The sequence below is a fragment of the Blautia caecimuris genome (assembly GCF_024622975.1).
Taxonomy (GTDB): domain Bacteria; phylum Bacillota; class Clostridia; order Lachnospirales; family Lachnospiraceae; genus Blautia_A; species Blautia_A caecimuris.
In genome coordinates this window covers 120,768-141,316 of record NZ_JANJZT010000001.1, presented here as the reverse complement: position 1 = coordinate 141,316, position 20,549 = coordinate 120,768, and the positions used below count along the sequence as shown (strand labels likewise).

The 20,549-nt window shown below is 36.8% G+C and carries 19 protein-coding genes; all 19 read right to left on the bottom strand.

Annotation, left to right across the window (positions count from 1 at the left end):
• Positions 1 to 71 precede the first annotated feature (71 nt).
• On the bottom strand, positions 72 to 1,085 hold the full coding sequence (locus tag NSA57_RS00675) for a substrate-binding domain-containing protein (protein WP_257463702.1): 1,014 nt from the start codon (positions 1,083 to 1,085) through the stop codon (positions 72 to 74).
• The gene (locus NSA57_RS00670; protein WP_257463701.1) at positions 1,085 to 2,875 is read right to left on the bottom strand and encodes a cache domain-containing sensor histidine kinase; all 1,791 of its coding nucleotides are present in this window, start codon (positions 2,873 to 2,875) and stop codon (positions 1,085 to 1,087) included. Before NSA57_RS00670 ends, NSA57_RS00675 begins: the two co-directional genes overlap by 1 nt.
• Complete coding sequence (locus tag NSA57_RS00665; protein ID WP_257463700.1) at positions 2,872 to 4,491, bottom strand: response regulator; 1,620 nt, start codon at positions 4,489 to 4,491, stop codon at positions 2,872 to 2,874. The genes NSA57_RS00670 and NSA57_RS00665 overlap by 4 nt, the downstream gene beginning before the upstream one ends.
• A gap of 222 nt (positions 4,492 to 4,713) precedes the next feature.
• A complete protein-coding gene (locus tag NSA57_RS00660) occupies positions 4,714 to 5,973 on the bottom strand; it encodes a hypothetical protein (protein ID WP_257463699.1) in 1,260 nt (419 codons plus the stop codon).
• A 260-nt stretch (positions 5,974 to 6,233) separates the two neighbouring features.
• The gene (locus NSA57_RS00655) at positions 6,234 to 7,403 is read right to left on the bottom strand and encodes an iron-containing alcohol dehydrogenase (protein ID WP_022067826.1); all 1,170 of its coding nucleotides are present in this window, start codon (positions 7,401 to 7,403) and stop codon (positions 6,234 to 6,236) included.
• 16 nt (positions 7,404 to 7,419) lie between these two features.
• Positions 7,420 to 8,112, bottom strand: coding sequence for an HD domain-containing protein (locus NSA57_RS00650; protein WP_022067827.1), 693 nt, complete (start codon positions 8,110 to 8,112; stop codon positions 7,420 to 7,422).
• Between the two features lie 5 nt (positions 8,113 to 8,117).
• Complete coding sequence (locus tag NSA57_RS00645; protein ID WP_022067828.1) at positions 8,118 to 9,269, bottom strand: aldo/keto reductase; 1,152 nt, start codon at positions 9,267 to 9,269, stop codon at positions 8,118 to 8,120.
• A 33-nt stretch (positions 9,270 to 9,302) separates the two neighbouring features.
• On the bottom strand, positions 9,303 to 10,169 hold the full coding sequence (locus NSA57_RS00640; RefSeq protein WP_022067829.1) for a radical SAM family protein: 867 nt from the start codon (positions 10,167 to 10,169) through the stop codon (positions 9,303 to 9,305).
• 3 nt (positions 10,170 to 10,172) lie between these two features.
• Positions 10,173 to 11,039: a radical SAM family protein gene (locus NSA57_RS00635; protein ID WP_022067830.1), complete on the bottom strand. Its 867-nt coding sequence runs from the start codon at positions 11,037 to 11,039 to the stop codon at positions 10,173 to 10,175.
• Between the two features lie 15 nt (positions 11,040 to 11,054).
• A complete protein-coding gene (locus NSA57_RS00630; protein WP_022067831.1) occupies positions 11,055 to 11,966 on the bottom strand; it encodes a hypothetical protein in 912 nt (303 codons plus the stop codon).
• Positions 11,967 to 11,968: 2 nt separating this feature from the next.
• On the bottom strand, positions 11,969 to 13,102 hold the full coding sequence (locus NSA57_RS00625; protein WP_257463698.1) for a radical SAM protein: 1,134 nt from the start codon (positions 13,100 to 13,102) through the stop codon (positions 11,969 to 11,971).
• A complete protein-coding gene (locus NSA57_RS00620; protein WP_257463697.1) occupies positions 13,099 to 14,235 on the bottom strand; it encodes a radical SAM protein in 1,137 nt (378 codons plus the stop codon). The genes NSA57_RS00625 and NSA57_RS00620 overlap by 4 nt, the downstream gene beginning before the upstream one ends.
• 43 nt (positions 14,236 to 14,278) lie before the next feature.
• The gene (locus tag NSA57_RS00615) at positions 14,279 to 15,610 is read right to left on the bottom strand and encodes a C1 family peptidase (RefSeq protein ID WP_022067834.1); all 1,332 of its coding nucleotides are present in this window, start codon (positions 15,608 to 15,610) and stop codon (positions 14,279 to 14,281) included.
• A 59-nt stretch (positions 15,611 to 15,669) separates the two neighbouring features.
• On the bottom strand, positions 15,670 to 16,473 hold the full coding sequence (locus NSA57_RS00610; protein ID WP_022067835.1) for a radical SAM protein: 804 nt from the start codon (positions 16,471 to 16,473) through the stop codon (positions 15,670 to 15,672).
• Positions 16,474 to 16,559: 86 nt separating this feature from the next.
• Complete coding sequence (locus NSA57_RS00605) at positions 16,560 to 16,700, bottom strand: hypothetical protein (RefSeq protein WP_022067836.1); 141 nt, start codon at positions 16,698 to 16,700, stop codon at positions 16,560 to 16,562.
• A 69-nt stretch (positions 16,701 to 16,769) separates the two neighbouring features.
• Complete coding sequence (locus NSA57_RS00600) at positions 16,770 to 17,690, bottom strand: hypothetical protein (protein ID WP_257463696.1); 921 nt, start codon at positions 17,688 to 17,690, stop codon at positions 16,770 to 16,772.
• Positions 17,691 to 19,097 carry a radical SAM/SPASM domain-containing protein gene (locus tag NSA57_RS00595; RefSeq protein ID WP_257463695.1) on the bottom strand — a complete coding sequence of 469 codons (1,407 nt, stop codon included), beginning with the start codon at positions 19,095 to 19,097 and terminating at the stop codon, positions 17,691 to 17,693.
• Positions 19,094 to 19,381, bottom strand: a complete 288-nt coding sequence (locus NSA57_RS00590; protein WP_022067839.1) for a hypothetical protein — start codon at positions 19,379 to 19,381, stop codon at positions 19,094 to 19,096. Before NSA57_RS00590 ends, NSA57_RS00595 begins: the two co-directional genes overlap by 4 nt.
• 20 nt (positions 19,382 to 19,401) lie before the next feature.
• The gene (locus NSA57_RS00585; protein WP_257463694.1) at positions 19,402 to 20,334 is read right to left on the bottom strand and encodes a radical SAM protein; all 933 of its coding nucleotides are present in this window, start codon (positions 20,332 to 20,334) and stop codon (positions 19,402 to 19,404) included.
• Positions 20,335 to 20,549: the final 215 nt, after the last annotated feature.

Genomic DNA, 20,549 nt, shown 5'->3' with positions numbered 1-20,549 from the left:
TACAAAAAAAGGTAAAATATTTACGGTAATGTAAATATTTTACCTTTTTTCTTGACTGGTATCCCCAAATTTCACTGTGGATTGCCGTCTGTTTTTGTTGTTTTTAGTGTATTAAACGGAAAAAGCAGTTTTTCAATTTCACTTGTGTACATATTTTCCGGCGTCACCAGCTGACAGCCGGAATTGATCTCCGCCTCATAGGTTTCCCCTCTGAGCAGCCGAACTGTCTCCTGTACTCCCAGATACCCCATTTTAAAAGCCTTCTGTACAACAATTCCCTGAAAGATCCCATGTTCCATCAACTGGACTGCTTCCTGGGAACTGTCCACACCTACCACCTGAATCTTATTTTCCGCTCCGGCCGCCTTCACTGCTCTGGCAGCCCCCACTGAAGAATATTCATTCATCCCGGCGATCATTTTAAGACCGGGATACTGTCTGATCAGTTCCATAGTAAGCTCATAGGATTTATCATACCTGGAATCACAGTACACCACATCTACAATGTTTTTTTCAAATTTTCCAAGGCCTTCCCGGAATCCTTTTTCTCTTTCCACAGCAGTAGAAACGCCTTTTACATGGGCAACAATGGCAATCTGATCCTCCGGTTTCAGCAGAGAAGCCGCAAATTCCCCAAGTTTTTTTCCTGCCTCCACATTGTCTGTGGCAACTGTGATCTCCTGAATACTTTCTTCTGTATAAGAGTCAATAAATGTGATCCGTATCCCCTGATCTCTTGCCTCCTGAAGAAGACTGTTGGATTCTGTAAAACTGGAGGGAGAAATAAGAATGGCATCAGGATTTTTAAGAATTGCCTGTTTCAGTATCCGGTTCTGTCCCTCCACATCATTCTCTTCCTCCGGAGCCATGATTTCAATATCCACATTTGCCTCCTGCGCCGACATCTGAACGCCCTGGATCAGAGACGTCCAGAAATCATTTCTGCTGTCCACCACTTTTGGAATGTAAATCAAGGAAAGACGATTCTGTCTTTCTGCTCCGTTTTTATGATAATTTACCGCTACCGCAGAAAATACCAGGCTGAGAAGCAATGCCACAGCAATCCATTTTCCATACTTTTTCATCACAGCCCCTCCTGTTGTCCCGGTATTGTAATTGTGGCAGTAGTTCCTTCACCTGGTTTGCTTTCATAAACAATTCCATACTCGTTCCCATAATAAAGCTGAAGTCTTTTCTGGACATTATATATCCCAACACCGTTGGAGTGATAATCCACCTTATGTCTTTCGTAAATGTGATCCAGAGTTTCCTGATCCATGCCCACGCCGTCATCAATTACCTGAAGTACCGCATTTCCGTTTTTCATAAATCCTTTTACCAGAAGAAGTCCCCTGCTCTCTTTATATTTCAGGCCATGATAAATGGCATTTTCAATGACAGGTTGTAAAACCAGTTTTATGAGACGTATATTTAATATAGAAGGTTCTACTTCAATCCAGAACTCCAGTTTGTCCTTATAACGCATTTTCTGGATAGTCAGATAGCCTCGGGCATACTCAATTTCCTGGCCTATGGATACCAGTTCATCCTCATTACTGATACTCTGTCTTAAAAGACGGGCAAGAGAAGCTGTCATCAGTACAACCTCTTCGTTTTTTTTACCTTCTGCCATCCAGATAATGGAATCCAGCGTATTATACAGAAAATGAGGATTGATCTGGGACTGAAGAGCCTTCAGCTCGCTCTTTCTCTTTGCTTCCTGTTCCCAGATATTCTGTGCCATAAGCTCATGTATCCTCTGAGTCATAACATTAAAAGATTTTGTGAGGCTGCCGATTTCATTTTCAGAATCCACTACAATATCGGAAACACTGAAATCTCCTTCCTGAACCCGTTCCATGGAATCACACAGCCGCTGAATAGGAAGCGTAATACTTTTTGCCACAAAACGGGAAAAAAACAAAGCTACTGCCATCAGCCCAATTGCCACCAGAACATAAATACTCTGAGCTTCATTGCTTCTTCGCAAAAGCTCTTCCACTCTTACACAGTCCACAACTGTCCATCCTGTTTTTTCCGATCTGGAAATAGAATACATTTTTTTGTTGATCCCATCCCCCCAGGTTACAATATCCGATCCTGCGTTCATGACAAGGTCAATATTCTCTGTCTGAAGCTCATTGTAAAGCTGCTGCTGCTGAGGATGATACACAATATTTCCATCTGCATCCACAATAAAAGCATATCCCTGATTTCCCACCATACTCTGGTCACACAGCTCGCTGATAGCGTTGTAATTCAAATCGATAAAGAATACCCCTTCTTTTTCCTGTCCTGTTCCCATTTCTTTGTTACGGATTCCCCGGCTCAGCGTGATCACCCAGGGACGTTCTCCGCTGATAATGTGCTGAACATGAGAGGAAGTAAGATAAACGCTCTCCCTGCCTTCCAGCGCATTGGTATACCATTCCTGGGAATGAATATCCAGGTCCTGATTTGTAAGACGCTGCCCATTGTTGATCAGCATTCTTCCGTTTTCTGCAATAATTCCCAGGTTCAGAATATCACTCCGGCTGTCCAGAATTGTCTCAAACTGACTGAGAATACGGTCTCTTGCCTCAGGATCTGCAGTATCCCCAAAAAGATACTTCTGTACGTCTTCATTACTGGAAACCAGATAAGAGGTATTTTCCATATAATCAATATAAGAATCGATATTCTGATTCATCTGCTGGATAATGGTCTGTGTATACAAAGATGAATTTTCAAATACAGACTGTCTGGTATAGCTTAAAGAAATTACAGTTATAATAATCACTGCCCCCAGAAGAAGCACTGACAGCACTGCAAAAATAACGCTCTGAATACTTTTAAATTTTTTAATCATAAGATTGCCCGGCTGGATTTCTCTCATCTTCTCCGCTCCCTGGCATATTCTGTAGGTGTGACTCCTGTCATCTTTTTAAAGGAAATACCAAAATAGTGAGGGTCAGAAAATCCTACTTTTTCTGCAATCTCATAATTTTTCATAGTAGTGTTTTCCAGAAGTTCCTTTGCCTTTTCCATTCGTGTCCTGATCAGAACCTCTGTGAAAGTCTCCCCGGTCATTTCTTTAAATATTGTACTGAAGTAACTGGTGCTGATATTCAGATAAGAACAGATATCGTTCAGGCTGAGATCCGGATCCATATAATTTTTCTGGATATAATTCATGGCCAGCCTTGCCTGCCTCTGTCCGGTAGAGCTGTTCATATCGGAAAGCAGTTTAAAGATTTTCATAATATAATCTTCCACAATCCTGCAGGCACTGTCAAAAGATTTCTGCTTCGTAATACTGTGGAGAAGCTCATCCCTTCCACTGAGGATTCTCTTCATATCCACTGACACATCCTCGCATACCCGATCAATGGTTCTTACGATCTGCTGTAAATACATACAGGCACGGCTTTTTTCTACCAGAGCCTGACGAATAGAATCTCTCATCTCCTGAAACGTACTTTCCACCTGCTCTTTTTTTCCTGTTTTTAAGGCTTCAGTCAGTTCCTCCAGAAGCCGGTCAAGAGGAACAATCTTTACAGACCGCTGTTCCGCCATATCGATCAGCAGATTCCCCCCCAGAAGATACCGGTACTGCATCACCTGCTCAGCCATATCATGAGACAGTATCAGTTCTCCCGGATTCTTTACCCAGTCGCCGATTCCCATGGATACATCTATTCCCATCACTTCTTTCATCTTATCCTTGATCTCCCTGCAGATCTCTTTTGTCTTTCCAGTAAAATCACGGCTCCATTTTTCCTGAAACAGGATACACACCCTGTTTCCGCCTTCCTGATAAACAATGCCGACCTGTTCTCTTTTTACGATCTCATCACTGATGTTATAAAGTACAAAAGCCATCAACGCACTTTCCTGGCGTTTCTCCATATCCAGCTGATACATGTCAGAATAAATATCAATATCAAACATGGCCACCCTGTATCTCACCGCCGATAGATCAATTCCCATATTTCTCAGACGTTCCAGACTTTCCTCCACATTAGTGGTACAGTTTACCAGCGCTTCTATGGCCTTTGAGCGTATAACCTGGGCATTTTTCCGGTAACTCTCAGAAGCCTTTGTAAGCTTTTCCATTTTCTGCTTTTCCTGTCGCTTCTGGTCCACCTTTTCCTTCATTTTATTGATCACACCAGTAAGCTCCATAGCTGTCACTGGTTTTAAAAGATATTCACTGACATTATACTGGATTGCCTTTTTGGCATATTCAAATTCCCCGAATCCACTGAATATCACGATCACAATATCAGGATAATTGTCGTGAAGAAAATGACTCAGCTCCATTCCGTCCATATAAGGCATCAGAATATCTGTCAGTACAATATCTACCGGGTGCTCCTTTACAAATTCTGCTGCCTGCTGACCGTTCTCACAGTCTCCTACCAGCTGGCATCCGATTCCTTCCCAGTCTATATTTTCCTTTATGGCATCCCTTACCAAAATCTCATCATCTACAAGTAATATACGATACATAAACTATAAAAACTCTCCCGTTCTGAACATATAGAATAATTACTTATGATGTATCTTACCACAAACCATGGGAATATGGAATATGGCAAAGTTTTGTTTTTCATGTCCGTTTTAAAATCGGCAGGCATATATTCCAAAAGAAAAGCCACTGTCCATTTTGCAGAAACAGTGACTTTTTCTCTGATAAAATTATAAATTTGTCTCAACCCGGTTCATCTGATTTTAATAGCTGAATACAGTTTCTACTGTTCCTGTGTCCAGATCTTTGCTCAGCATTGCGCTGTTTACCCGGGCATATCCGGTTCTCCAGCCTACACGGCTTGTCTCATCGATTACTCCATGATCCAGAAGCATGTAAACCTTATTTCCGATTTTTTCAGCAAATTGGATAGTAACTGCCTCATTATCATTGAACTGGCCGCAGGCCACACTTCCCACAGATGCATAGTCTGCCTGAGTAACCAGTTCCACTGGCTCTCCGTTTTCATTCATAAAATAAATGCTTCCGTTTCGTGTAAAATACTTGTCCATAGAGTTAATATAATCATACATTTCGTCTATACTCTGGCTCACAACCATTCCATCTTCACTGACGGAAAAAACAGGTGCCCGAAGTCCGTCCATTCCTGCAACAATCTCTGCTTCCGTTCCGTCTTTTTTAACCTTCATAATCTTTCCACCTGCATATACTGCCCCGGTTCCTTCATAGGAACCATAGGAAAAGTAAATATATTCATCTTTAAAAACCATGGACACAATTGAAGCTGTTCCCTGAAAATCATCTGCATATAAATCCGGTTCTGTGGTGCACAGCGTTTTCTGCTGTCCTCCCTGTGCGTCCACTACAGCAAGAGATACTTTTCCTTTTGTAGCTGCCCCTGAATCAGCTTCTACAGGCTGATAATAGATCAGTCCGTCATGACTGGCAAGAAAGCTGCCGTCAACAAGCTTCATTCTCTCTCCTGTTTCTGCATCAATACTGTCAATACTATGATTTGCAGTATCTGAACAGATAATCTTCTTTCCATCTGATGCTTCAATCCGCCCCAGACCATATGTCTGTGTCTGTCCACTGTTCTGATCAATGCTGCAGATTTCGTATCCTCCGATCTGATCTACAGGTTTTTCATAAAAGATCAGGCTGCTGTCCGTAAGAACCAGGGAACCGCCGCCTTCCATATCACCGATCATGACTTTTTCTCCGGATGGGCTTTGCATCATAAGCTTATTTGTTTCTCCGACAATCGGCTTATAATATCCTAATGCAGCGCTGCCCTCAAAGTTGGAACCGTCATACTCCCAGTAATAAACAGTTCCGTCTTCTTTTTGCGCAACATTGCCTGCTTCATATACAGGAGCAGTTTCTTCTACGGTTTCCTGATTTTCTGCTGCCTGGACAAGCGTTCCGCTGTATTCCCCGGCCGAAACTGCCATAAGCATTGCAATACATACGCCGACTGTCTGTTTCACATACTTTTTCATCTGATTTCCTCCAGTTTTGTAAATATTTTGTTATCTGAGATATCGATCTATTTCATCACGATACTTTTCTACAATAATTCAAACTCTATCACAATTTTGGATATACATAGTTATATCTTATCTTTTTCTTTACATAAAAACTTCTTAACAATTTAAAAAATAAAGAATGTTAAACAAATCTTAATTCTTGCCCCCAAGTATAAATTACAATATTTTACACAGCTACATACTATTAAAAATAGTAAAAAATTATTTCCTGTTTAAAGACAACTATTTAATATATTTACCAAATCATGCGAATCTAAATTAATTATCCCTGTTAGTTTTCCACCATGACAGATATTCTGCACCATTTCATTAAAATGCTTGTCTGTAATCCCGTAGGCCAAAAAAGAAGAAGGTAGCATTAACTCTGCGTATAAAAAATACTCCAGCTTATCGACTGTCTCTATTGCTGTCTGTAATTTTGACTTTTTACTTTTCACATCGAACACAGCCTTTCCAAATTCAGCGACTTGTTCTGCACCGCCCCTCTCTGCAATATATCGAAGCCATTTGGGAACTATAACTGCCATTCCTTTGGCATGCGGAATATCATAATAGCCGGATATTTGATGCTCTAGTGCATGACAAACAGCAATACGCCCCGTCCCATTTTCCAGAAAACCATTTAATGCCCATGAAGCAATAACACACAAATTTGCTCTTGCATCATAATTATGAAGATCCTCTACAACAATTCGTGAATACTTAACCAAATTTTTCATTAATTCTTCCATAACCTTTAAATGGGTTTCCATTTTGGGGGCTCTGGTAAAATAATTTCCTTCCATAATATGAAACATAACATCTGCACATCCTGCTGCAGTGTATTCCCGGCTTTGAGATGCTGTAAATTCAGGTATAATAAAAGCAGCTTTTGGAAACAGAAGCGGATGTCCAAAACTAAGCTTCTCTCTTCTTTCAGGAAAAGAAATCAGCCCACCACTATTCATTTCTGAACCTGTAGCAGCAGTTGTAGGAACTGCAATTACTGGGAGTGCCATTTTTAATTCTTCTTTTCCAGTAATCCATTCCCAACAACTTGCGTTTGTATAAACCGATGCTGAGATTGCCTTTACACTGTCCAATACACTTCCTCCTCCAATACCTATAAGAACCTCTATCCTTTCGTTTCTACACAGTCTACTTATTCTGTCAACAAACTCCCCTCTTGGATTAGGCATACTCTCAGATATCGCAAGCGTATAAATATCCCGTTCTTTCAGCATACGCAAAATCATATCCACATAATCTGTATGTCTATTAAATGCTTCACTATATAAGACCAATGCTCTATCACCATAGTATCGAGCTACGGTTGGTAATTCATCAAATTTTTCTAATCCAAAATAAACTGTTACTGGATTATAGAATCGAAACTGATACACATTTTTCCTCCCCAAATCAAATATTTCCTGGAAAAAGATGATATATCTCATAAGCACCTTGTACTGCCCGAAGAGAAATATCTTTATGCAAAAAAGACAGTTGCAAAGACTGATTTCTAAGTCGAAACCGGTCTAAGGCATCAGCATCTTTTAAAATTTCAAGAAGATTCCTTCCCCAGTTAATTTCCTTCATTTTATTTCCCCACCTTTTCCACTCTTCTTCAAAATCTTCATCTCTAAGTGAGTGAGACGCTATAACAGCTTGGTATTTTTTTAATTTTTCCTTACCATAAGGAAGATTCATCTGCTCTATAAGTATCGCCCCCCTTAATCCATGTCCCTTATCTGCTTTATCGTTTATTCTTCCAATGTCATGATACTTAGCTATTTCTAACAAATCTATAAATTCTTTGTCACTAATCCCAAGCTTTTCACTTAGAAAAAAACAAAGGATGCACACTCTGAGAATATGATCCTCCCCATGGACAGCACTAGCATACAACTTTTCCTCTTGGAGGCTATTCATACTTTGTATGAATAAATCTTTTCTCCTAGAAAAACTCAATGTATTTATTATAGCCTGCGCATCATATTGCACATCCATATCAAGTGTTAAGTAATATTTTTTCTGGATTTTTTTAAATCTATCTGCAGTTATATTCCATCCTTTAAAGCTAAAAACCCTCTCTAGAAACTTCGTCTGATACATCTTATCTAAAAAATCTCCTCATGTTCATGCTCTGAAAAACAAAAACTATCCTGAATTTCATTCATAATGTCATCCACTTTTTTAAGCCATTTTCTAATAGATAATCCCTGGGGACATTTTTTTTCGCACTGTCCACACATCAAACAGTCCTGGAATGTTTTTCCTCCTGCTTTCTTATATCGTTCATATGCTCCTTTGGCATAGCTAGCCAAATCATATACTCTGAAGATTGTATAGCATTTAAAAATATCCTGAATCTGTATCTCGGCTGGGCAGGGCTGACAATATTTACATCCTGTGCAGTACAACTCCCGAAATGATTCTATTTCAGCAAGCGCTTCCTTTACTTTTTTCCAATTTAGAATTTCTGAAGATTTTGCAATTTTTATATTTTCTTTTACCATGTTCATATTGCTCATCCCCGACAAAACTATATCTGCATTAGGATTTGATAACACAAAACGTAAAGCTAATTCATATGTAGAACTGACGTTTGTATTATGCACTTTTTTAAAAAGATCCGACGGTATTGCCAGACGTCCTCCTGCTGCCGGTCCCATAATCATAGTTTTCACACCCAAACTATGAGAATAAGCCATGGATTTTTCATTGCTTCTATCCAAAAGATTATACTGCATTAAACATGCATCAAATTTCACTCCCCTTTTCTGTGCTTCATCTATAATATAGCTTAAACCATTTGCATCCCCATGAAAAGAAAATGCAATTTTATGTATTAGTCCTTCCTGTTGAAAAATTCTCATTTGGTCCAGAACTTTCTTTTTTACAATAACTTCATCAAAAAAATACTGATTAATTCCCCAAAACAGATAATAATCCAAATAATCCGTCTGTAAATTTTTTAATGTTTTCATAAGAGCCTCACGGCAATGGTCTGTTTTGATATCATCTGCTGAAAGCTTTCCGCCCAAATATATGCAATCTCTAAAAGAATGAAGTGCTCTTCCTACCGCCTGTTCACATTGAGAATTACAATATAAAGGCGCTGTGTCGAAATAATTAATGCCATTATCAACAGCATACTGAATCATCTGATCAATTACATCCTGATCTGGTATTTTCTTTTTATGTAACTCGATTTCTGGTAATCTTCCTGTTCCAAAGGCCAATGGAAAAATCTCTGTTTTATTCTTCATTTTTCTCCCCTCATAAACAAGATTTTCATTATTTTATCTAATAATTTCTTCTGGACTGCCAATCTGAATCCCTGGTTGAATAGAATAGGGATTCATTGCCGCAATCCCCATACAATAACGACAATAGTCTTTATACATTTTTCTTGAAACGGCCGTTGCAATCTTTGCTTTCGCCCAAACAGGATTTTTTAAGCACTTTACATCAATATGCTCCCATAAATTTTTCTCTATACCAAAAACCATTTCCGATGTGATTCCTCTAGGACATACAGTCAGTTCCCCATTGGCCAATGTATGACATGCATTTAATGCACATTCTTTATGAATTTCTACCGCTGTATCACAAGGAATCAATTTTTGCTCTGGTCCTCCTAATTTCTTCCATCGCATTTCTTCAAAAACGTTATGCCGTAAAAGAGTACAGCGTATTCCTTCTCTTGACAATATATCATAAAACTGAATTCCTCGGTTTTCTCTACCCGGGTAAACATCAATACGCACATCCAGTTTATTATTAAGTTTTTTTAAAGAACAAATCATTTTTTTATCTGGCATGATTGTACCATTGGTAATCAGTTTTCCATCTATAATGTTATCTGATTCCGCTACAAAATCAATTAACTTATATAAATCTGGATTGGTAAAAGGTTCTCCTCCCAATATAGAAAAGAAATCTACTTCACACAGTTCGAATAATTTTTTACAGTCTTCTATCAACGCATCCACACTGAAAAGTTTTGGTTTCACATAGGGAATTAAATGACAGCAATCTCTGCACTTAAGCGTACAAGTCTGTCCGACCCAAACCTCTAAAAAAGATAATGGTACTTTCTTTTTTCTATATTGAAACAGATTTTCCAAAAAAATCTGTCCATATTTCAGATTTTTTATTAAATTCATTTTTCATCTTTCTTTCTTGATTTGTACTCCTGGAACCACAAAATAAGGATTTGATTCCGTTAGTCCTAAACAGTAACGACAATAATCTTTATAAATAGAATCATTAATACACGTAGCTATCCTCGCCCTAGAATCCGCATTATTTTTAAGTTTTGAAATCTTGATATGTTCATAAGGGTTTTTCTCCACATGATAAATTTCTGCCGAAATCATTCCTCTTGGACAAGATGACAATTCTCCATTGCATAAACTAGTACAATGACGTACAATACAGTCTTTATAAATCAACTCTGTCATTTTTTCGGGAATTTCCCATTGATCAGTACTGCTGACATGCTTCCAATTTGACTTCTTATCTGCTCTATATTTCTGTATATGGCATCGAATCTTCTCAGCTTCTAAAAAATCTAAAAAAGATGTTACCTTATCTTCTTGTCCTGGATAAACATCTACTCGAATCTCCAACTTTCCATTTAAATTTTTTAAAGCCTCCTGTGTTCTTTCATCCGGCATCACCGTCCCATTGGTAATAATCTTTCCGTCCTTCACAGACGGATTTCCTGCAATATAATTCAACAGCCGATACAGTTCCCTATTACAAAAAGGTTCTCCTCCTGCTATTGAAAAATACTCAATATTACAGAGTTCAAATATGAGTTTACAATCACGGATTAACTCTTGAATATCCACTTTTTCCTGTTTTATATAAGGAATCATATGAAGACAGTCTCTACAATGCAGTGTACATTGTTTTCCTGCCCATACTTCTAAAAAAGGCAACTCTACTTTTTTATGTCTGTATATTCGCCGATTCTTACGATATAGTTTTCTATATTTCCTTCTTTTTTGATACTGCTCCAATTCATTCATAATTTGTGCATCTCCTCAAATTTCCATTGGTATACAGTCTTGTACTATTTTCTTTTCAAAAATCAGTCTTTTCATCGTCTGTTCTACTTCTGAAATACTCATACTCTTTTTGTATTCTTCGCTCAAATTGATTGCATCTTCTAAACCTGTACTATAATAAATCTCATGCTTTCTCCAGTCTTTCAAAGAAATACTTTCTATCTTTTTTCCTTTACACGGAACATATGGCCTCCTCGCTATCCACTCATACTCAAAGCAAAATTCTGCACAATTATTCTGTACTCTGAAATCAATAACTGGTTCAAAATACTCTATATCTACCCTGTATAAATATACCGGTTTTTTTAAAATTACGTCTTCTCCACAAAGTCTGTCCGTTGGATTCTTGGGATATACACAAATCCGACCATTTTGGATAACATGCATTCCACCGGCAACTGCCCGTCCCAGATATAAAACCAACTGATCATAATCTGTTGTCCCAAACACCGCATCCACCACTTCATTATTATACATGTTTTCTTTTTTTTGCGATGCATATAAGCATACCAAATCTTTTACTGCTGATGTATGGTATACATATCTATGACTTTCTTTAACAATCTGACTTTTATATTGCTCCAGTTCATGCAGACGTTCTAATACTGCTGCTTGAATCTGCTTCATCATGACAATAAATTCCGTGTTTTTATCACATCCAAGAAGCTTCGACAGATATTCTCTAATCTGCTGTTCCTGCTGATAAAGCACAGATTTCTTTTCTGGCTTAATCAGGATATCTGCCTGGTGTCGAAGAAAGGCAAAATATGCGTCAACATACATAATTTCTTTGGCAGACCATGAATGAGTGATTTCCTGATTAATCGTAAAAATCAACTCTGTAATTCTAGTTTTACTTTCTTCTAGGCTTTCTCTAATATGCCTCATATCTATATACTCCAATCAACCAGAGCCATTTCTTTTTTATTCTTTATTCTCTCCCACGTAACCCAATCCCCCTTAGGAGCACAATAGCGACAAAGATCAAACGGTGTATGCATCCTTCTACGTATCTCTTGAGTAGTAAGACCGTTCTCCTCTAAATCAATTTTCCCTGTTTCCAGAATTCCAAGATTAAACTGATCAGAAAGATAATGTATTACAAATGGAACAAAACAGGTTGCAATTTGTGTGCCATACATTGTTGCACAGCTGCCTTTCCAATGACATCTATAAAAATTTTCATCAATATTTGAGTTGCCCGATGCATTGTAAATTTTCTGAAATTCTGTTACTACCTCTGTTACAATATTTGTTATTCCTTTCTCCACTAGAAACATTTTTATTTCATCAATAGATCCTTTTAACGCAGCATACTGCGTAACAATAAAGGTCACATGACACTCCTTCACTGCCTTAATCAGCTTGTCACTCATCTGTTTAACCAAGATGCCATTAGAAATAAGTCGTATATCCGTATATGGGTATATATCACGTATCTTATATATATATTTATCCAGATCCTTATTCAACAACGGTTCCCCTCCGATAATACGAAATATTTTCACATGCTGAAAATATTTTTTTAACAAAATAATTCCCTTTTCAAACTCATTATAATCAGGATATGCTTCCTTTTTTACAAGGCCACAAAACATTGAGCAATTTTTACAATTCAAATTACAGTGTTCTGCTACATGAATCTCCATCGCATCCAGTTCGTTACACAATTTGTAAGAATTAATCATTGAAATACGCTCTTCATCGGAAAGTGTTGTATTCCACAAAGATTCTGCTGATGCATAAAGAAGGTTGTCTATATTAATGTGATAGACTTCAAGCATTTTGATCACACGATAGTTTTGAGCTTCTGCCATACTTGGTACAATAAAATATTCTATTTTTCCTTCTTCAAACATACATACCGCACGTCCAGAAGATACAATCCAAGGAGCACATTCTTCATCGTTCCACTTTTCACTATTCTCTTCTACTACACAAACAACTTTATATTGTTTATTTCTGCTTAGCAAATCATATACTGCTTTTCCTTCCCGTCCCCATGATATTACTGCTACATTCATCTGTCTAACTTTTCCTCCAAAACATCTAGATACTTCTCTACATCCACTGCCGCCTGCAAAGCTTTCTGTTCATATTCTTCCACCTTGCCTTGATTCTTGATTCGGTTTCTCTGAATTCGAATTCCTGCTCTTATACACATTCGATTAAACAAACAGATTTCCGCACTTTGTTTCTGCATATTTCCGGTAAGCATAAAATTCGCCGCAAAGCAAACCCTACAAAAATGTATAAGCTGGCAACCATAACACATATTTTCTTTTGTAAATTTAAAATCACTGATTTTAAATTTCTCAAACTGTGCTGCTTTTTCTTCACTTCCTGTAGTAAACACAGTAAATCCATGACAGGGCGCATATTTTCCCTGTGCATCATAACATTCCAGAGGATCATCAATATCAACACAATACCGATAGGAATCATCAATTTTATCATAAAAATCCTGCAAATGATATTTAACCAGAAGACACAATGGTTGTTCTAAATGCTCAGAATAATATTCTACTAGCTTATCAAGCCCTCTCCTCAATATAGGTACGCTTTCTTCCAAATTCCAGTCCACAGCCCACTCAAAAGCATTACAACAATCAAAGCCTTTTTTCTGCAACCAGATTGTACCTTCAGCCATGTGATCCAAAGTTCCCGCATTAATTGTCATACTTACTGGACAATGTTTCCATGTGTTCAAGAAAAAGTCCAAATCTATTTGTCTAAAACTGCCTTTTCCGCCAATCTGTTTTCTGTTCTGATCATGCTGATCCTGTTTTCCATCAATGCTTAACATCAACTCATAACGTTCTGCCCTGCTACTAAGCCATTGCTGAACTTCTCCATGTACTAATGTTCCATTTGTTATCATTCGAAACAATACCGGTATATTTCCATAATTTTCTATAACGTATTCATCTATTTTCTTGATTAAGGTAAAATTAAGGAATGGCTCACCTCCATGAAGTTCAATTACCATACTTTCATAGCCATCCATATCAGCGTAAGCGCGATCAAGTATTTCTTTTGCTGTTTCAAATGTCATAGATTTTCCATTTTTATTCTTTTCATAACAATATATGCAACGTAAATTGCAATTTTCCGTAATAATCAACATAATTTTTTTATGATTGGGAAGATATTTCATTTTTGCCTCCTATACCTTATACATTCTATCTCGCATCCTTATTTCAATCTGCCAACATCCCCATAGGATGCCATGACGGAAGTTCCACCGGAACCGCCTGTTCATATATTTCAATCATCTCTTCGTTTAAATATTCACGAAAAATAATAGCTTCATAAACATACTCATCAAGCCACCGATCCTGCATATTCAAATATCCCTGATTCCCCTTCTGATTCCCATAAGAGTTTTTCACTAACCAGCTGAGAATTTCATTGTCCTTCGATATCCTGACCCCCTCCACAACCATTGCATGATTCAGGCAGGAAATACCATATCGCAGTCTATTATCTTTATCCATAAACTCCCATTCTAATTTGTCCAGCTTGTATACATTTAGGTCCAAAATTCCCTGTTCTTTATCCACTCCCATACGAGAATCACAGCCAAACCATACAGGATACCCCGCTTTTAGTTGTGTAAGCATCGCCTGCTTCATATTTTGCAGTTCAAGATTTAAATATTTTACCCTTCTCCCCTCTGTCACATTGCCTAAATTTTTGATTACATAGGTTTTATCTGGTTCCATGTTTACTCCAACACAGGAAATTGGAATAGCTTCTTCTATTAACCGTCTTGGCAGATACCTACGATAGAAATCCTGAGGTGTTATTCTTTTTTCTTCGGTGCACCTACCATTATCATGATAAATCCTTAAATCAAAATAATCCGGTGGCATTCCCATACAGATACTTAGAAAACGATATACATATTCCATCTGTGTATCTCGAATACGCATTACATGACTCACATCCCTTGTTTCTACATACGTACCACGTAGCTGGCATGCAAACGAACGTAACATATCTGACAGAATCCATATCATTTCTCCTGTATTTTGGGACTGTGCATTTTTTTTCATTGCGTATTGTGGCAGCATTCCATATTTTTTTATAATATTGCAAAAGAGATCCCATTGCCCGGCATCTTGTACTGGATGATTAAGTTTTTCACGAAGTTCTCGATCATCGTCAGGAACTTGTATTGTAGCAATGATAAAATTCAGAAAGAAATTTGACTTTTCCAGTAAATCATAAAATGCAATGTATTCCTGAGAAAACAGAAAATCTACTGCCTGATGCTGCTTTATAAACACTTGTCTCATCATATGGCAGGCAGCATAAATCCAACAGCGTCCACTTGCGTTCTGATCTTCCACTGATAAATCTTTCATTCTCATTTCAAAAGTTTCCATAAGCGGAAATTCAAGCCTTTCTCCCAAAAGGCTCTGTCGTATCCCTTTTTGAACTATATTTTTATACAACTCTTCATTTCTACTGTTATTTTGCAAACAATATTTATAATCCGTTAAATTTTCTTGTGTAATCTTATTCATTTTTACTCCACCCACTTGTATTTCATACTGCCGGATTATGTTTACGACTCATTCTTTTCTCATACCTCAAAATTTCTGTAATCCTGTGTATCAGCTACCTTCTTTCCGTTTAAAAAAATGGCATCCTCTGTAATTTTATATTTAGAACATAAATTACACATTTTTCCCATATAAGTATCTTCCTGACAGTGTATCACTTCTTTCATCAAATAATTATGAAATATTTTTTCTCTCTCAACCAAAAGATCATATGTAATTTTTTTATCCTCAAATACATTTGCCAATGATCCTTCAATCGTAGCGCAGTATAAATTAACACTACCATCCATCATCACCATATACCGTTCTGCATTTGGATAGAATTCTTTATCATATCTTCCCGTTAGAAGTGAACACCCCATATTATATTTTAAGTGTTTAAATTCTTCATACGCTCTGCCTACAGGAATCATATCTTCCGAAGCATCTTTCGATACCACCCAATAATCGGAAGATATCAATTTCTCCTTAAATTTATTTGTCCAAAACTCACGATGAAATCTATCATCGCTTATGCGTATTGTTACATGCAATGCCTTTACTCTATCTGAAAGTTTTTGGTTCATTAAAAAGCTTCCATTAGTAAAAATAACAATCTTTCTACAATATCTTTGGATACGAGCCACCATATTCTCTATCTCATTTATATGCAAAAACGGTTCTCCTCCAAGAATATATACCTCATCCGGACAGCCATATTCCAACATTTCAAAAAATTTCTCCAAAACAGCATCTTCTATCCAAGAATATTCATGAGAACTATCTACCATACAATGTCTACAGTGAAAGTTACATTGCTTTGAAACCATAATACCGAGAACCATTATCCATACCACCTATTCACTATTATAAAGAGCAGGTTACATTCTTCCGAATGTAACCTGCAGGTTGAAAACACATGGATTATCCCTTACAGCTGTGGTCTCTTCCAACCACCACTCTTGCTCCAACCACTGTTGGACCATCCCATTGCAACTGTATTAGCTTTCTTACTGGTCTCAACAATAACATTTTTCCCAAGTTTCTGAGAATACATCTGAATCTTGCTCATTTCCATACACCTCCTCTCCAGTAAAATAATTTATAAAAACTGATATTTTATAATCAAGTTTTTATCACTTTAACACTTACAGATTTCTCTTTTTAATTGATAAATCCTATCATAATTAAATGAGTCAAAATATTGCATATGCCAAATCAATCGAGACCACAAGAGATAATGATGTGAGCTTTTTTCCACATACTCCCGGGCATTATTATAAATATAACTGTCCAAACATTTATGAATAAATTCTGTATCCGCATTTCGGGTACTTAATTTAAAAAGATCGATCCGACTTATATCAAAAAAATTTTCATGAAGCTCATACGGCATAATACTCTGCAATGCATATACATATTCAGGAGAATATCTATCCCTTTCTTTTTCATATGACTGCCTACAGTATTCCTGAGTTCTGCATCCACCACATATATGTGAACACCCATTATTCAGTAGAAGTACGGTTTTCGCATGTAATTCATCTTGCACAACACGTAATACATTCTCATTACGAATAAAATGTCTTCCTATTACAATTTCATCATAATCATGCCGAATTTCCCGAAAACCTTCCAGCGTGTTTTTCATGTTATTTACACTGTCTATAATTTTCACAGAAGGAAACAGCTTTTTAACAGAATCAAAATACCAGTCGAGCACTGCTATTTTATTAACCACAATACCTTCTTTTTCTAATTGATATTTACATTCTTTAAAATCTTCTTCTGTCAGACCATCTGTATTAAACACGATTTCCAGATTAATTCCAGACTCATTGATCATTCTTGCTATTTTCCAAAATTTCTCCTGCATTTCCTGATTCTGAAATTGTTGAGCAATAAATGTTCTTCCATGATATTTATCTCCTAACGGAAGTGATCCATAAAAATTATCAATATATGGTTCATATTTATTTAATAAATCCGCAAATTCCTGCAATGTTGTATTCATTGCAATACCTACAGAAAATTTTTTATACAGCTGTATTTCCCTACTCATCTAAGGCTCCTTTTTCAAGATCTCATATCCCAGTAACTGATTCATACGTTCCGGTTCATGCAAAATCAACGATATCAGTTTCGGATACAAGTTCCGATTGATCGTACACTCAATCATATCCACATCCTGTTCTTGTGTTGCACATTTCATATGCACGGTACATCCTCCGCGACAATAATGCTGCCATGGACACTTCTCACATTCGTTTCCTTTTTTTTCTTTAAAATATGCTTTTTCTCCTACTGAATTTTCAAGTAATGCAATCAAATCCTTATCCGTCTTAATATTGCCTAGCCGTTCTTCTGGAAAATCTGTCACATCACAGGGAAAAATATCACCATGCTTATCAATAGCAATCATACGTTTTCCCCCATGACAACCATTAGAATTACAAACATCAAGTTTTTTTCCTGTAAGCAAATTCATACTTTTCAACCAAATATTATATTCGTAGACTTCTATTCCTCTCTTATGAAGTTCCAAAATCTTCTGAAAAATACGAATGGTAGCATCTGCAATCTCCTCTGCGTACAAGCACAAATCGTCGTTCATAGCAAAGCAACTCCTATGGACAAAATTTAGTTTAATATAAATCAATCCCAAATCAACTGCAAGATATTCTATAATATCCTCAAGATTTTCTAAAGAATTTCTAGTAACTGTAGTTATAGTAGAAATATCATTTCCATACAATTTCTGAATACTTCTGATCCTGCGTTCCACCACCTGATGTGTACCAATGCCTGAATGTATTACTCTCTGTGAGTCATGAATTTTCTGATAACCATCTATACTGACTCCAATCGAAATTCCTCTTTGATATAGTTCTTTCATCAACCCCTTTGAAAGAAGCAGAGCATTTGTTTCAATGGTAATCTGAGGATTCATGCCCCTTTTTTTCAAACCATCCTGGAGAAGAAAAATTTTCTCTGTTTCCAAAAGTGGTTCTCCCCCCCAAGGTTGAATAGTAATACGTTTGTCTCCTATTTGTTTACAGTATTGTGCCAGATATTCACAAATAGAGTCTATCATATCATTCGTAATAGACTCCTTGTCAGAATCATCTTCCACATTTCTTAAACAATAGCGGCATTCCATATTGCATTTATTTGTTAAATCTATCATAAAAAACATCGGTTTAATATCCGAGTTTTTTTCCGTCCCATTTTTATCTATATTTTCAGATTCATATGCAAATTTTCTCTGTAAAAGTTTCAGGAGCAAATCTTCGGAAATCTCCTGATTCCATATAGTATTGCAAAGATTCTTTTTCAACAGCAATATGTGTCCTTGACGATCCAGAAGCAAATTCTTGTCCCCTGCTTCAAATTTCCATAAATCATTCAGCCAAAATTCCGTGCCTTCTATTGCTCCTCCCGAAATATAACTACAGGAACAATCTTTCATTCTACAATTCCTCCACCAATCAATAAACTTAAAATTTCGTTAGATTTTTCTGAAAAATATTCTTCTAAATACCTGTAGATTTCGCCTTCAGTCATCCCTTCTGACAATTTATGAAATAATTGTATATAGACATCTACTTCCTCATAAAAACAAAACTCTCTTTCATCATCCTCTCGCCCCACATAAAGACCTTCGTCTGTCTGAACTATATACACATATGGCGAAAGATAATATCTAGACACATTTTCATTGTCAAAACAGTGTTGTTTCACATAATTCTCCATGGCACTGAACTTCCTTTCACTTACTTTTTGTATGGACAGATAATACGATCCCCAAAATATTCAAAAGCAGTGCGATATGTTCCTGCACATAACGGCTCAGCTTTACATTTCCTACATCCTTCGCCCAATGTTCCAATAAAATCATCTCTTCCATCCTCTACATTCGACTCACCCTTCTGTGTGGGTGCCGAATAACTGCTATATGATTTTATTTTCGGTGCAACAAAATCCCAATAATAAGGATCGAGGGAACACAGCGGCATATTTATGCAATACATATGTCGTTTATTTCCCACATCCAACTTTTTAATGTAATCATCAAACATTTCTTCAAAATAAGGATATAACTCTGGAAAAACAACCATATAGTCATATTTGTTTTCTTCGGACAACCCACAATAATCGATACTACACAGCTGAATATCTGTTTCCTGCGGAAAGACATTATCTATAAATTTGTAAAATTGATACAAATCTTTATAATTTGCCTTAGTAATACAATGTTTGACTGTCGTATGTATTCCCCCAGACTGTATCTGCAACATTCCATCAATGGTTCTTTGAAAACTCCCCTTAGACCCATTAACAGCTTCATGCTCTTCTTCTGATTGACTATGGATAGTCGTAATCAGTTCAACCAGTTCTGTTCGTACAGCAGATAAGAATCTGTCTGTAAATTTTTTATCTGAAAAACGTTCTGAATTTGTCAAAATAGTGATTTTCAGTTTTTTTTCACATAAGTATCTTATAAAATCTATAAAATCAGGATGTATCGTTGGTTCTCCTCCGGATACAACAATAGAATCGATACTGGAAGTTTGTATCATATTTTCCACGACTTTTTCTAGCATCTCTAAGTCAGGTATCGGGTATCTTTTTTCTGCCTTAGAGCATGGGCAGAAGCTGCATGCCTGATTACACATATATCCGATAGCTATATATCCCTGTGTCAAATCAGATCCTCCTTATTAAAGTACTTAAACAATTATAAATATCTAATAGCCTTCTCTCTTATAAACTATGAGTTGTAGTATGTTTTCGCTTTTTCAACTGTCAAAAATAGAGCATTTATTTCTTTTCCCAATAATCATCCTTTATAGAAATTTTCCATCTCTATAACCCGTTTTAAAACTCTTCCATACTTTTTGATAATTTATGTTTTTTTTGT

Bases quoted from the DNA above. Each gene is read 5' to 3' on its own strand.
- NSA57_RS00675 (WP_257463702.1), bottom strand. From the start codon at position 1,085: ATGAAAAAGTATGGAAAATGGATTGCTGTGGCATTGCTTCTCAGCCTG.
- NSA57_RS00650 (WP_022067827.1), bottom strand. From the start codon at position 8,112: ATGTATCAGACGAAGTTTCTAGAGAGGGTTTTTAGCTTTAAAGGATGG.
- NSA57_RS00660 (WP_257463699.1), bottom strand. From the start codon at position 5,973: ATGAAAAAGTATGTGAAACAGACAGTCGGCGTATGTATTGCAATGCTT.
- NSA57_RS00615 (WP_022067834.1), bottom strand. From the start codon at position 15,610: ATGAATAAGATTACACAAGAAAATTTAACGGATTATAAATATTGTTTG.
- NSA57_RS00640 (WP_022067829.1), bottom strand. From the start codon at position 10,169: ATGAATTTAATAAAAAATCTGAAATATGGACAGATTTTTTTGGAAAAT.
- NSA57_RS00620 (WP_257463697.1), bottom strand. From the start codon at position 14,235: ATGAAATATCTTCCCAATCATAAAAAAATTATGTTGATTATTACGGAA.
- NSA57_RS00625 (WP_257463698.1), bottom strand. From the start codon at position 13,102: ATGAATGTAGCAGTAATATCATGGGGACGGGAAGGAAAAGCAGTATAT.
- NSA57_RS00670 (WP_257463701.1), bottom strand. From the start codon at position 2,875: ATGAGAGAAATCCAGCCGGGCAATCTTATGATTAAAAAATTTAAAAGT.
- NSA57_RS00665 (WP_257463700.1), bottom strand. From the start codon at position 4,491: ATGTATCGTATATTACTTGTAGATGATGAGATTTTGGTAAGGGATGCC.
- NSA57_RS00645 (WP_022067828.1), bottom strand. From the start codon at position 9,269: ATGAAGAATAAAACAGAGATTTTTCCATTGGCCTTTGGAACAGGAAGA.
- NSA57_RS00590 (WP_022067839.1), bottom strand. From the start codon at position 19,381: ATGGAGAATTATGTGAAACAACACTGTTTTGACAATGAAAATGTGTCT.
- NSA57_RS00600 (WP_257463696.1), bottom strand. From the start codon at position 17,690: ATGAGTAGGGAAATACAGCTGTATAAAAAATTTTCTGTAGGTATTGCA.
- NSA57_RS00630 (WP_022067831.1), bottom strand. From the start codon at position 11,966: ATGAGGCATATTAGAGAAAGCCTAGAAGAAAGTAAAACTAGAATTACA.
- NSA57_RS00610 (WP_022067835.1), bottom strand. From the start codon at position 16,473: ATGGTTCTCGGTATTATGGTTTCAAAGCAATGTAACTTTCACTGTAGA.
- NSA57_RS00605 (WP_022067836.1), bottom strand. From the start codon at position 16,700: ATGAGCAAGATTCAGATGTATTCTCAGAAACTTGGGAAAAATGTTATT.
- NSA57_RS00595 (WP_257463695.1), bottom strand. From the start codon at position 19,097: ATGAAAGATTGTTCCTGTAGTTATATTTCGGGAGGAGCAATAGAAGGC.
- NSA57_RS00635 (WP_022067830.1), bottom strand. From the start codon at position 11,039: ATGAATGAATTGGAGCAGTATCAAAAAAGAAGGAAATATAGAAAACTA.